At 40.6% G+C, this 14634-nt stretch carries 10 protein-coding genes, 3 tRNA genes and 1 other RNA gene; all 14 read right to left on the bottom strand.

Translation table 11 applies throughout. From position 1 onward, the window contains the following. Positions 1–119: 119 nt before the first annotated feature. Positions 120–680: a signal peptidase I gene (gene lepB, locus AC4HAI_RS01575; protein WP_491078321.1), complete on the bottom strand. Its 561-nt coding sequence runs from the start codon at positions 678–680 to the stop codon at positions 120–122. A gap of 145 nt (positions 681–825) precedes the next feature. Beyond that, the gene (pyk, locus tag AC4HAI_RS01570) at positions 826–2328 is read right to left on the bottom strand and encodes a pyruvate kinase (protein WP_491078320.1); all 1503 of its coding nucleotides are present in this window, start codon (positions 2326–2328) and stop codon (positions 826–828) included. 70 nt (positions 2329–2398) lie between these two features. Beyond that, complete coding sequence (pfkA, locus tag AC4HAI_RS01565; RefSeq protein ID WP_491110155.1) at positions 2399–3412, bottom strand: 6-phosphofructokinase; 1014 nt, start codon at positions 3410–3412, stop codon at positions 2399–2401. 82 nt (positions 3413–3494) lie between these two features. Continuing rightward, a complete protein-coding gene (locus tag AC4HAI_RS01560; protein WP_491110154.1) occupies positions 3495–6599 on the bottom strand; it encodes a DNA polymerase III subunit alpha in 3105 nt (1034 codons plus the stop codon). Between the two features lie 146 nt (positions 6600–6745). Beyond that, a complete protein-coding gene (locus tag AC4HAI_RS01555) occupies positions 6746–7378 on the bottom strand; it encodes a DUF3862 domain-containing protein (RefSeq protein ID WP_491110153.1) in 633 nt (210 codons plus the stop codon). Positions 7379–7407: 29 nt separating this feature from the next. Further along, positions 7408–7758, bottom strand: a transfer-messenger RNA (tmRNA) gene (gene ssrA / locus AC4HAI_RS01550). 231 nt (positions 7759–7989) lie between these two features. Further along, positions 7990–8061: transfer RNA gene (locus tag AC4HAI_RS01545), tRNA-Arg, on the bottom strand. Between the two features lie 74 nt (positions 8062–8135). Continuing rightward, a complete protein-coding gene (gene rpsA / locus AC4HAI_RS01540; RefSeq protein ID WP_491078316.1) occupies positions 8136–9335 on the bottom strand; it encodes a 30S ribosomal protein S1 in 1200 nt (399 codons plus the stop codon). A gap of 111 nt (positions 9336–9446) precedes the next feature. Further along, a tRNA-Gln gene (locus AC4HAI_RS01535) sits at positions 9447–9518 on the bottom strand. Between the two features lie 47 nt (positions 9519–9565). Further along, positions 9566–9646 (bottom strand) — tRNA-Tyr (locus AC4HAI_RS01530). A gap of 49 nt (positions 9647–9695) precedes the next feature. Next, positions 9696–9926 (bottom strand): DUF2969 domain-containing protein, encoded by a 231-nt coding sequence (locus AC4HAI_RS01525; protein WP_491078315.1) that lies wholly within the window; start codon positions 9924–9926, stop codon positions 9696–9698. Between the two features lie 81 nt (positions 9927–10007). Beyond that, entirely contained in the window at positions 10008–11030 is a 1023-nt protein-coding gene (locus AC4HAI_RS01520; RefSeq protein WP_491110151.1) for a branched-chain amino acid aminotransferase, read from the bottom strand. Between the two features lie 165 nt (positions 11031–11195). After that, complete coding sequence (locus AC4HAI_RS01515) at positions 11196–11837, bottom strand: LPXTG cell wall anchor domain-containing protein (protein ID WP_491110150.1); 642 nt, start codon at positions 11835–11837, stop codon at positions 11196–11198. Positions 11838–12006: 169 nt separating this feature from the next. Continuing rightward, positions 12007–14466, bottom strand: a complete 2460-nt coding sequence (gene parC, locus AC4HAI_RS01510; RefSeq protein ID WP_491110149.1) for a DNA topoisomerase IV subunit A — start codon at positions 14464–14466, stop codon at positions 12007–12009. Between the last annotated feature and the right edge of the window lie 168 nt (positions 14467–14634).

Here is a 14634-nt window from a genome sequence, read left to right as displayed (position 1 = left end):
TATAGTCTTTTTTTATTTATAAACTATGAATACATTATAAATAAAGCCTATTTATTTGTCAACTTCAAAAATTGGTATAGTTCAATTACCAAAAAGAAAAACAGCCGTGCCAGGCTGCTTTACTCTACTGAGATAAATCCAAATTTATCCAAAGGCCAAATACGAGTAGAGGCTACTCCCTTAATCTGACTCTTCTTAATCAGACCAAATGAACGGCTGTCCTGCTTATTTTGCCGATTATCATTTAAAATCAGATAACTATCTTTAGAAATCGTATTAGTCTTATCATTTCCATTTAAGCTATTAATTGAAAAATCTTCTGTATAAAAATGATCAGCTTGGGCTGTTTTTAAAAAACGATTCTTATCTTTTTTTAGATAGGGTTCTTTGTTGACCTTGTGATCAACATAAAGAACATCATCCATTGATGTGACTTCTTGCCCTTCCTTAGCAATGATCCGGCCCATATACTCCTTACCATCTACCTCATAGACGACAAAATCTCTTACCAAGGGGGAACGTTGCTTAGCAATAGTGACAATATCACCGGATGCTAGATAATGATTGCTACTATCATCCGTTACCTTGAAGGTTGAAAAGAAGAAAATACGAAACAATATGACTATTAAAATAACAATCAAAGCGAGCAAAATATTTCTTATGAGATCACGTCTTACCATTAGTGCTCCTTTCAATCCTCACCATTATAACATGATGACAACAATTTTAAAAGGTGGCTAATCCTCAGTCAACATTCTCTAGCGATGTTCTAATTAAATGATTCAATAGCAAATAATAAAAAAGCCCTTTCGGACTCTTTCTATCTTATTTGATTGTGCGAACACGCATAGTGTTTGTACCGCCTGAACCTACAGGTACACCAGCAACAATCACAATATCGTCACCTGATTGTACAAGACCAGACTTAACAGCTTCACGTTCAGCAACTTCAAACATGTCATCAGTTGATGCAGGTTTATCAGCAATAATTGGAATAACACCCCAGTTAAGCATCAATGATTTTTGGATTTTTTCATCGAAAGTAACAGCTAAGATATCAGCTTCCGGACGATATTTAGAAATCAAACGAGCAGTGTTTCCAGATTCTGTAATGGTCACAACCAACTTGATATTCATAGAGTTAGTGGCATCTTTAACAGCAGAAGCCACTACATCTGTCTTAGTAGAACGTTCAAATTTTGAAGAATCCAAACGACCGTACTCTTTCAAAAGAGTTTGAGCATTTTTATCAATCGTAGCCATTGTACGAACGGATTCACGAGGATATTTACCATTGGCAGACTCACCAGAAAGCATAGTAGCATCTGTACCATCGATAACAGCGTTGAAGACATCAGAAACTTCAGAACGAGTTGCACGTGGCTTATCAGTCATTGTTTCCAACATATTTGTCGCTGTAACAACAATTTTACCAGCAGCATTAACCTTGGTGATGATCATTTTTTGGTAGACTGGAACCATTTCAAATGGTACCTCAATACCCATGTCACCACGCGCAATCATGATACCATCAGCAGCTTCGATAATTTCATCGATGTTTTCAATCCCTTGTTGGTTTTCAATCTTAGCCAACAATTTAACATGACCATTACCTGTTTCTTCACAGATAGCACGCACTTCGTTCACATCTTTAGCTGTACGTACGAATGAAATTGCGATGAAGTTAAGTCCTTGTTCCAAACCAAAGCGGATATCTGCATTATCACGTTCTGCCAAAGCTGGGAATGGAATTTTAGTATTAGGGATATTAACACCCTTTTGTTTAGCAATGATACCATCGTTTTCAACTTCAACTTCGAATTCACGAGTAGCATCGTCTTTCCCAACAACACGAAGACCAAGCTTACCATCATCTACAAGAATTTGTTTACCAATTTCAACATCATCGTAAATATCAAGGGCACCAGCAACATTCAATGCAATAACATCTTTAGTAGATTGGATTCCTTGTTTTGTAGCAACACGAAGTTTGTCACCAGTTTTGTAAGAGTATTCCTTCGCATCATCTGCAAACAACTCAGTACGAATTTCAGGTCCTTTTGTATCAAGCAAGAAACCAACTTTTTGACCAGCAATTTCCTCAGCTTTACGCACAACTTCCATACGTTCACCTTGCTCTGCATGATCACCATGTGAGAAGTTAAAACGAAAGACATTAGCACCTTCACTGATTAGGTTAGCAATATTTTGTGCTGATGCTTCATGATCGAGGCTTTCACCCCAATAGCCATCATCACCAAATTTCTTACCGCCACGGATTTCTACCGCAGGACCGAGTGTTGCAACAATTTTTACGCGTTTATTCATGATAATATGAACTCCCTCTATTTTAAATCCCTATTGGGACAGATTTAACTAGTTTTTTTTAAAATAATAATTAGTAAGTTAAGCTACGTGCCAAATCAGCAAAGTCAAGGCGAGCTTTATGCGGAGTGTTAACGATAATGCTACCATCTTCAGCTAGACTAAATAGGGCACCTTCCTCAGCTGTTCCTAGGATTGGACTCTCTACCAACGCTTCATTATGGATACCAATAGCAAGACCACCTCGGCCTTCTTTAAGTAAGTCAACAGCGTGGGCACCCATCCATGAAGCAAGTACACGATCACGTGCTGTCGGAGCTCCTCCACGCACAATATGACCAAGATTTGTCGCACGAAGATCGCTAGTATCACCAGCTTCCTTCATCTTCGCAGCAAATTCATCGGCACCCATAACACCTTCAGCCAAGACAATGATATGGCGCTTCTTGCCCTTGTTTTCATAACCGTCTTTTACCTTGGCAACAACGTCATTGATATCATAATCTTCCTCTGGAACAATAATTTGATCAGCACCAGCTGCAATACCAGCCCAAAGAGCAATATCACCAGCATTACGTCCCATCACCTCAACAACAAAGGTACGGTTATGACTATAGGATGTGTCACGAAGTTTATCCAGGGCATCTACGGCTGTTGTTACAGCAGTATCAAATCCAATAGTGTAATCAGTACCAACGATATCATTATCTATCGTACCTGGAAGACCAACAGCAGGGAAGCCATGCTCAGTCAAGCGCATAGCACCGTGATAAGAACCATCACCACCAACAACGACAACACCTTCAATGCCGTGTTTTTTTAGCTGCTCAATCCCTTTAAGTTGGCCCTCAAGAGTGGCAAACTCAGGGTAACGAGCAGACTGAAGAAAGGTTCCACCACGATTAATAATGTCAGTTACACTTTTAGCATCAAAAGGAATGATATCCCCATCAACCATACCAGCATAACCACGATTAATACCGAAGACTTCCATGCCTTCAGCAATTGCTTTACGAACAACTGCACGAACAGCAGCGTTCATCCCAGGGGCATCTCCACCACTGGTCAAAACAGCAATACGTTTCATTCTACCTGATACTCCTTTTTTCTTTTTAACCCTTTAATTATAGCACACTCAGTATTAAAATGCTTCTATTTCTAACAAGTTTTTAGTGATAAATCGTTTTCAACGTCACTGCCTGAAGCTCATTTTGAAGTTCTTGAGATTTTGAAACATGGATCTTATGACTCTGCAGTGTTTGATTGCTATCTTGATAGTGCAATACTACTGGTATATTTCCTGGATAGCGCTTCAATATCGCTGCGATTTCCTGATCCTTATCATGATTATCTACTTGTATCCAAAATCTTTCACGACTAACCGTCTCTAAAGATTGCATTATTAGCTGCAAGGCCCCATTTCTCTCTTGCGTGCGACCACTAACATAAACAATATCTCCTTCTTTTAAGGATGCTTGCCAGACTTTATACGTTTCCGGAAAGAGAGTAACATCGAGTCTACGCTTAGTATCACTAAGGCTCAAAAAGGCCATCTGCTCTCCTTTTGACTTGGTTCTAATAACACGTACACTCTCGATTTGACCAAGTACTGTAACTTGTTCTTGCTCTATTAGATCATCAAAAGGTGTATAGGAGCCACGCAACTCCTTAGAGAGGATAGCTAAAGGATGCGGGCTAATCCCTACACCAAGCAATTCTACTTCCATGTCATATTTTTGACTGGCTGTATAGTCCTGGGCTTCTACCCAATGATAGGAGGATTCTGCAAAGAGACTGCCTAATTCATTGACAAAGGTGAAAAGTGCTTCAATATTGTCTTCTATTTTTTTACGATTGGAATCAAAAGAATCAAAAAGACCAATCTTGACCAAAGGAATCACGAGCTCCAACTTTTGATACTGTCGAGGTAACTGGGTGAAAAAATCTTCCACCGACGCAAAGGGACGCTGCTCAATAATCCAGTAAGCCAAGTCTCTAGGGAAGCCCTTCAAGTTTTTCAGCCCCATATAAATCTGCCCATGAGAAATCTTATCGGTATAAGGAATATTATTGATAGTCAAACGTCCTATCTGAAAGCCAGAATCCAAGGCATCCGTAATATAATCACTGCTTGAATAATTAAGCATGACATCGTAAAAAATTGAGGGATAATGGGCCTTAAAATAGGCTAACTGGAAGGCTAAAGCAGAATAAGCAAAAGCGTGACTGCGATTAAAGCCATAACCGGCAAATTTGGCCATTCTTTGAAATAGATCCTCAGCAATCACCATATCACGCTTCAATGCCTTAGCCCCCGACATGAAATCAGCTTTCATTTCCTGCATCTCTGTCGCATTTTTTTTGGACATTGCTCGGCGCAAGAGATCAGCTTTACCTAAGGTAAAACCAGCGTAAATCTGCGCAATCTGCATAACCTGCTCCTGATAGAGCATAATACCATAGGTACCTTCCAAAATAGGAGCAATCAGAGGATCAATGAGGTCTATTGGTTCTTTACCAAAGCGACGTTTGATAAAATTTTCCGTATAGTCACTAGCACCCGGGCGATTGAGACTAGTGGTCGCTACAACATCCTCAAACGTCTTAGGTTTAATGCGCTTAAGGAGATTAATTGCCCCTGCTTGCTCAAACTGAAAAATCCCTTTTGTGCGACCTTGTGCAAATAAGTTTAAAGTTTGGGGATCATTGAGATCAATAGATTTAATATCTAGATCAATATCCTCTTCCTCCTTGAGCTTTTCAGCCATTCGCTGCACAAAGGTCAGATTTCTGAGTCCCAAAAAATCCATTTTAAGCATCCCGTTTGCCTCAACACTAGGAGCATCATATTGGGTAATCATCATATCTTCACCAGGTTTCAGAGGAATATGATTAGTCAGATCATCATCGCTCATCACAACACCTGCCGCATGAATAGAGGTCTGCCTAGGTTGCCCCTCTATTTTTAAGGCAATAGCAAAAGCCTTTTGATACTCAGCCTTGGCATTAATAATCTGCCTAAAAGACATATTATTATCATAAACCAAACGCAGATTATCCTTAAAGCCAATCTTTCGCGTAATAGTAGTCAGCTCATATTCAGCCGCCCCAAATCTTTTAAAAACATCACGAATCGCTTGCTTAGCCCCAAAAGTTGAAAAGGTTACAATCTGAGCCGAATGGCGACTTCCGTAACGTTCCCTGACATAGTGCAGAAATTCAGCACGGTAAACATCTGGCAAATCAATGTCAATATCAGGCATGCTATAGCGTTCAACATTTAAAAAACGTTCAAAAAGAAGATTATTTGCCACAGGATCAATTCCTGTAATGTCTAAAGCATAGGCCACCAAACTACCAGCTGCTGATCCACGTCCCATCCCCATATAATAGTCACGACTACGACCAAAGCGCAACAAGTCCCAAACGATTAAAAAATAGTCATCAAACCCCATTTGATGAATGATATTTAATTCATGTTCTAGTCGCTCCCGATAAATAGATGAGGTTAACTCTTTTTCAAGCAAGCCCTGTTCTGCTCTTTCTCTCAATTCCAAGCGTGCTTCTTTCTCCCGATTAAAACGAGGGAGTTTTAAACTATGATCAAACTGATAGTTTACTTGACTGAGTAACTTTTCTAAATTAGCTAGACTATCTGGATACTTCTCTCTAAAGACAGCTTCTATATCAGATCTAGCATATAAGCGCTGATGGGCAGCAGGCGAGGGAACATCTTTTAGGGAGAGGTTATCTCTAATCGCATGTAAAACCTGCAATGCTTCCCTATCACTATCCTCAAAGTATCTAACCGTTTGGATAGGAAGGACAGGATGATCAAACTCCTTCTGGGTCGATCGAGCAGTTACACCGATATAAAAATCAAATCCCAAGTCCTGATCTATCAGCTTGGTAGACTCTGGCAAAATATAGGCAAGACCTTGGTGATCACGGTTCAAATCTTCAAGTTTCAACTCTCCAGACATTTGTAAAGTTGATAACACAAGCAAACGTTTATAGCCAACCGTGTCCAGGGCGATTGCCTGAACTAGCAAAGGCTCATCGCCCACCAAGACCTCCAACTCAAGTCCAAGAACAGGCTTGATCCCCGCTTTTTGAGCTTGAGTGATAAAGGAATAGGCTGCATACAGATTATGACGATCCATAATACCCAGATGGCTGTAGCCAAGTTCCTTCCCTTTTTTGATGTAGGTAGAAATATCGACCAAACTATCCATAAAACTATATACAGTTTTTGTATCTAGGGGTACAAACATCACTTATCCTTTCTATCATACAGTCATCTACCTATCATTATACTACGAATCTCACAATTTTACGCCTTATAATAACTATTCAAAAAGACTGAGATGAAACATCTCAGCCTTCTAGCATTACTCATAATTACAATGGAATACTTCAATTATTTTGAAGCAATATTGCTTTCTTGCTTATCTGTTAATTTACCATTCTTGAAAATCAGAACCATTTGAGCCTGATTATCGCTACTAGCTGACTTAACATTACTATACCAAACAGCCTGCAACTCTGTCTTACCAGATGATACAGCCTCTGATAGACTGTCCGGAGAGCCTAGGCGAGCCACCATATCAGAATAGCTATCTCCCTTTTTAATCTTGTCAAAAGTGCCCTTGTTGATCGTCATGCTACGACTGTAAGAAAATCCCTGAATAGAACGAACCAAGGCACTATCTTTATAAAGTTTGACCTCAACTGACACACCTTCCACTGTCCAATGATAGACATCAAGAGTGATGTTCCCTGACTCAGGCTTTTCGGTCTTGTGACTGCTAGGTACCCCAAAGTACTCTTTCAACTTAGCTAATTTTGTCCCATCAGTAAAATTTTTCTTAGCAGTAGCTAATTTAATCTCATCAAAATTTTGACGCACAGCTAGTGCCTTAGAATCTGTTGAACTAGTTGATGAGGTTAACAAATTACCAGCCTCTGAAGACTTGGTTTCTGCCTTTTTCTGACAAGCACCCAACAGCACTAGGGCACACACCAGAGCTAGTCCAGTCATAAACTTCTTCATTTCTCAATCTCCTTATCAGATGCAAGAATATATGGAGCCGGTGGGAGTCGAACCCACGTCCAAACACCTGCCAATATATTTATCTACAACCATAGGTTATGTATTGATTTAACCAAACGACGGCACATAACTCAAGCCCTCATCTAGCGATCCTATAAGTCTCTTTTTAATCAGCTAGGAAATGATCAAACGTAGCTTGCTGCTAAATAAAACCTTCTAGTGGGACACAAGCAATCCCATAGAAGATTACACTAGCTGTTGTTTAGGCAGCGATAGCGTAAGAATTAGTATTTTTTGCAGTTATATTTAACTGAGCGTTAACGGCGCCACCCGAGTTGCAAAATATATCACATAGTGCCTGTCGAATCCGTAACGACCCCGCAAAACTATTCTTAAATTATAACAAAAGGCCCTAAAAATAGCAAAAGTTGACCCCCTCTATCTCTTTCTCATTAGAATCTCAAGTTCATAAAGAAAAGTAAAAAGAACTAAAAAGTCTGAAACAAAAGCTCAGACTCCTTGATACTATTTAAAATCAACCAGATTAATACTGTAATACCAGATAACCTAAATGGCTATGATAAAAATTTGTAATAAACTACTTAAACATATCCATCCTAAGGGAATCGAACCCCTATCTCAAGAACCGGAATCTTACGTGATATCCATTACACTAAGGATGGAAACGCCTATTATTATACCATGCCATCACAAAAGAATCTAGAGAAAAATAAAAAGAGGCCTAAGCCTCCTATTATTATAGCTCGATATCACCAAAAAGGTCAGCCATTGAGAAACCAGTTTGAGTTTCTGGTAACTCGAAATCACGTTTTTCACGTTTTTGACGACGAGGACGTGATTGACGTCTTTCAGAAGATTCACCTTCTTCTTGAGCCGGACGTTCTTGAAGAGCCTTGATTGATAGAGATACTCGCTCTGCATCAGAATTCACTTCAAGCACTTTGACTTGAACTTCTTGACCTACTGAAAGCACATCTTTTGGATTTTCAACACGCTTATGTGAAATTTGTGAAATATGTACCAAACCATCAATACCTGGTAATACTTCTACAAAAGCTCCGAAGTCTGTCAAACGTTTAACAGTTCCGTCGATAACATCACCGGCAGCCAACTTCTGATCAACACCATCCCATGGACCAGGCGTTGTAGCTTTCAATGACAGAGATACACGTCCAGCTTCTTCATCAATCGCCAAAACTTTAACATCAATTTCATCTCCAACAGATACTACAGATTTTGGAGATACATTGCGCTCATGAGATAGCTCAGTCACATGAACAAGACCATCAACACCACCGAGATCAACGAAAGCTCCAAAACTTGTCAAACGTGCTACTTTACCAGTAACAATAGAACCAACTTCAAGTTTAGAGAACACTTCTTGGCGAGCAGCAGCAGTTTGTTCTTCTACTACTTCACGACGAGAAAGGATGAAACGATTCTCAGCTGGATCAACTTCCTTAATTTTAGCTTCAATATCTTGCCCTACAAATTGTTCTGTATTACGTACAAAACGAGTATCGAGCATTGAAGCAGGGATAAAGCCACGAAGACCTTCAAATTCGACAGAAAGTCCACCCTTAACAGCACGAGTGCCTTTAACAGTAACAACTTCTTCTTCACGACCAACAAGTTTATCCCAAGCTTTGCGTGCTTCCAAGCGTTTTTTAGAGACAAGATAAGTCACCGTATCAGTATCTTTACCAACGACTTGACGAAGCACAAGAACTTCAATCTTATCACCAGATTTAACAAAGTCATTGATGTCTGCTTCACGATCATTAGTCAACTCACGAAGCGTCAAAACACCCTCGATACCAGTACCTTCTATGATTACGTTTGCTTGACCATTATCAACTGTCAAAACTTCAGCAGTGACAACATCACCAGGGTTAACTTCGCTAACACTGTTTAGCAAATCTTCAAATTCATTCATTCTAAAAAATCCTCCAGCAGGAGTGGGATTCCCCACTCCTGGCAACACTATATTTCTTAAGGCAAACCCGTAATAAGTAAACGGTCCTAGGCAATGACCTAATACCTCAGACTGGGGTAGCTGGATTCGAACCAACGCATGAGGGAGTCAAAGTCCCTTGCCTTACCGCTTGGCTATACCCCAAAAAGGACGCTGAAGTAAAACTCAATTATCTGCATATGCACGCCCAATGGAGAGGGAGGGATTCGAACCCCCGAACCCGAAGGAGCGGATTTACAGTCCGCCGCGTTTAGCCACTTCGCTACCTCTCCAGCAACTAGTTTTTAGTCTAACATAAATAAAGCTAAACTGTCAACCGTTTTAATGATTTAAATTGTAATTTTCGATGATGCTCTCTACCGCTTGATCCATACTCTGATAAACCGTTCCCAAAGCACCTTGCTCCACTGTTGCAAACTGATCTTCCAGTTCAACAATTTGGCCTACTGAGCGCTTACCAATAACCATAGCATAGCCATCAATTTCCTTACCAGATACTTCTACTTTTGCATCTATCAGCTGAATTTCTATTTTTTTATCTTTTTTTGCCATTTCTTTCTCCGATTTCATGAATATTTCCTTCATTTTACACAAAAACAAAAAGGCTTGCAAGAGCAAGCCCTTTCTCGTGCTTTAATCCACTTTATAAATCCAACCTTCTGGTGCTTCTTTATCACCAAACTGAATGCCTGTCAGCTCTTCATAGAGCTGGCGAGTCACAGGACCAACTTCTGTCTCACTGTAGAAGACATGGAAATCATCACCATGCTGAACACCACCAATGGGAGAAATGACTGCCGCTGTACCGCAGGCACCTGCCTCAACAAATTTATCCAACTCATCGATGTGAACATCTCCTTCTATAGCAGTCATGCCGAAACGTTCTTTTGCGAGATAGAGCAAGGAATACTTCGTAATAGAAGGCAAAATAGAAGGGCTAAATGGGGTGATAAACTCATTATCCTTGGTAATGCCAAAAAAGTTAGCCGATCCCACTTCTTCAATCTTAGTATGAGTTGCAGGATCCAGATAGATAACATCTGAAAACTTACGATCATGAGCTAACTTTCCTGGTAAAAGACTGGCTGCATAATTACCTCCAACCTTAGCAGCACCAGTACCATGCGGTGCTGCTCGGTCATAGTCATCTTGAATCAAGAAATTTGTAGGCGCCAAACCACCCTTAAAATAGTTACCAACCGGCATAGCAAAAACTGTGAAAATATACTCTTCAGCTGGATGAACCCCGATAACATCACCAACACCAATTAGAAGGGGACGAAGATAAAGAGTAGCACCTGTCCCATATGGTGGAACATAGTCTTGATTGGCCTTAACCACTTGCTTAACAGCATCAACAAATTTGTCAGTTGAAACCTGAGGCATCAAGAGCCGATCTGCTGTGCGTTGAAGGCGTTTGGCATTTTCATCAGGACGAAAAAGCTGAATCGAACCATCTTTTGTCCGATAAGCCTTTAGTCCTTCAAAAGCTTGTTGCCCATAGTGCAGAGCCGGAGAACTCTCTGAAACATGTAGAGTCGCATCTTCAGTCAATCTACCATCATCCCATTTACCATCTTTATAATAAGAAATGTAGCGAAATGGCAATTTATGGTAAGCAAATCCTAGGTTTTCCCAATCTAAGTCTACAGTCATACTAAAAACCTCTTTCTTTCATGTGCTTAACATTGTAGACCTTTTCCAATAAATTTTCAAGCGTTTTTTCAAAATTCTGACAATTCTGTTGATTTCTCTTCCTGTAAAGACTTTAAAAACTATATGGTTCTATCCTGAGTAAAATAAAACATCATTGACATACCATCAATGATGTTTTGATCTTTTCTCTTTAACAACAATTGTCGTTAGGGCTAATAAAGTGGACAACACTAATAGTCCTAACGCACGTGAGTTGTCGTCACCTGTCTCTGGAAGTCCCGCAGGTTGTTCTTGTAAGGAACTATCCACTTCTTCTTTTGACTGACTTCTAACCGACTCTACCTGAGAAGTCGATTGATTTACTTGTGCTTTTGGTTGTGATTGGGCTTCTGCACTAATCGCATTTCGTCCTGCAGAAGTCTCTGAGTGAGCAACAAGATCTGTTTCCTCTGTACTCACTGCAGAATTATGATCGTCCATCCTCTTAGGAACTGGCTGAATTTTTGGCTCGATAGCTGGAGCAGGTTTCACATCTTGAGCTAGCGAATCAGCTGTTTCCACCTTTTCATCAGTAAGGGACTCCGATTCTTGCATAGGTACGGTATCCAGATCAGATGGTGTCTGCTCTGTAATAATCTGACTAGAAAGACCATCATCTGATACAGGCTGACTCACTTCCTGACTAATATCAGGTAGGGATGAAACACTTTCAGCCACTACTATCCCACTAGCACTGAAGAAAGCAAAAACAACCATTAAAGATACCAAAACCAAGTATCGGCCATTAATTGATAAACCTTTCATCATAAGCCTCCTAAACTTATAATTCCCTTAAGAGTATAGCAAACCTTAAATAAAACTTCAATACTTGTTTTTAAATTGGGCTATTCTTTCCTCACACTATCTGTCTCAATCAAAAAAAGCATCCTCGCTAGACTCTCAATCCAGCACAGAGAATGCTTTTTAATGCCTATCGCTAAATTTCATAAGCTTCTAATACTTCTTCATCTGAAATGGTATCTGATATAAAGCTACCATTGCTAGTGCGTCCAGACAAGGATAAATGAGTCAGATCGACTTGGCTAACAGTACCAGTTTTAGAGATAATTTTAAGGACCTGCTCATCTCCAGTACTCTCTGAAACTGTTGAGAATAGATCCAATTCTCCCACTTGAGCGTCTGAGCGCACTGGAGCAGCCATAAAGATACGATGGGGCTTAGACTTCAATTCATGAAGCACCTGTAATCCTCGACCAGCACGCTTGGTCAGAGGAATATCTCCAACTGCCATACGCTTAAGACTGCCACGCTGAGTCAATATGTAAAATGTATCAGTCGTGATCGCAAAGGCTGAAGTGACTATATCGTCATCTTTTAGATTAATGGCTTTGACGCCGGCAGCTTTTCCACTAACGACCGGTACTTCTTGGCTATTAAAGTGAAGAGCATACCCCTTTTCAGTCACTACCATAATCGAATCGGCAGTCATCGGAGCAATTGCAACTACGGCATCCTTCTCAGACTTGAGCTTAGCATATTTAACCGACTTTGTTTTGTAACTACGTCCTGGTTGGAACTCTGTCTGGTTAACCCGCTTAATCTGTCCATAACGGGTTACAGCATAGTAAACACTTTCGGTAAAATCGTCAAATACTTGAGCATAAAGAATCTCTTCCTGGGAATCAAAATTGGTAATACTTTGCGACAGATGTTCACCAATTTCTTTCCAACGAATATCCGTCAACTCATGAACTGGACGATAAATGACATTACCTAAATTCGTAAACATCAACAAATGTTGAGGGGTCTTGGCCTGTTGTATGAGTACAACTTGATCATCATCACGTTTACCAAGCTCTTCTAGCGTTGAAGCATTGTAAGAACGTGGACTAGTACGCTTGACATAGCCCCCTCGGGTAACACTAACATAGGTCTCTTCCTCAATAATGAGACTAGCTGTATCGATCTCAATAGCTTGAGTCTTAGCCTGAAGCTCAGAACGACGTGGAGTAGCAAAAGCCTTCTTGACTTCACGCAATTCCCTCTTCATCACATTGTACATGGTACGCTCATCTCCAATGATGGCTGTTAATAACGCAATTTGCTCCCGCAATGCCGCCTCTTCCTCCTGAAGCGTCACAATATCTGTGTTCGTCAAACGATAGAGCTGCAAAGTGACAATCGCTTCTGCCTGCTCTTCTGAAAAGCTATAGCTGACCTTGAGGTTTTCCTTGGCATCAGCCTTGTTTTCAGAGGCACGGATCAGGGCTATCACTTCATCTAGAATAGAGATTACACGAATGAGCCCTTCCACAATATGCAGGCGCTTTTCCGCTTTTTTCTTATCGAATTTGGAACGTGCTAAAATAATATCTCGGCGGTGAGCAATGTAGCTAGACAACATTGACGCTAATCCAACCTGACGAGGTGTAAAATCGTCAATCGCTACCATATTGAAATTATAGTTGATTTGGAGATCGGTATACTTGAAGAGATAGTTAAGTATGACTTCGCTGTCAGCTTCTTTTTTTAGTTCGATAGCAATGCGCAAACCATCACGATCGGATTCATCACGCACTTCAGCAATGCCGGGGACTTTATTGTTAATACGAATGTCATCAATTTTTTTAACTAAAACTGCTTTATTGACATCGTAAGGAATCTCCGTCACAATAATCTGCTCTTTACCACCTTTAAGAGACTCAATTTCTGTCCGAGAGCGAACAACCACACGGCCTTTCCCCGTCTCATAGGCTTTACGAATTTCGTCAGCCCCTTGGATAATAGCACCTGTCGGAAAGTCAGGTCCCGGTAAGAATTCCATGAGCTTTTCTAATTTAGCCTTGGGATGGTCAATCATGTAAACAACCGCATCAATAACCTCAGAAAGATTATGAGGTGGGATGTCTGTAGCGTAACCAGCTGAGATGCCAGTCGCACCATTGACCAAAAGGTTTGGGAAAGCTGCCGGAAGAACAGTTGGCTCTTTCTCTGTATCGTCAAAATTCCAAGCCCAAGGGACAGTGTCTTTATCAATATCTTGAAGCAGATAACCCGCAATCTCTGACAGACGAGCCTCAGTATAACGCATAGCAGCTGGCGGATCACCATCCATGGAACCATTATTCCCGTGCATTTCTACGAGAATCTCACGGTTCTTCCAGTCTTGAGACATGCGCACCATGGCATCATAGATGGATGAATCCCCGTGCGGGTGGAAGTTCCCCATGATATTACCGACCGACTTGGCAGACTTACGGTAACCCTTGTCATGGGTATTGCCATCCTTGTTCATAGAATAAAGGATACGGCGCTGTACCGGTTTTAACCCGTCACGGATATCAGGCAACGCCCGCTCTTGAATGATGTATTTGGAGTAGCGCCCAAAGCGCTCTCCCATAATGTCCTCAAGGGACATGTTTTGAATGTTTGACATAATTAAGATACAAAGCCCGTAAAAAAGACAAAGTCAAAATAGGAAATCGGCAGAAAATCTTGATTTTCTAGACGATTTACACTAAAGTAGCCACAGATGTAACAATTTAAATTTAAACACCTGTGTCTCTTTTTGGCACAGCCTTTAGGGCGTGTTCAATTCCTTTCA

This window comes from Streptococcus sp. ALY_208 (assembly GCF_058314295.1).
This window is presented reverse-complemented; position numbering and strand designations above follow the sequence as displayed.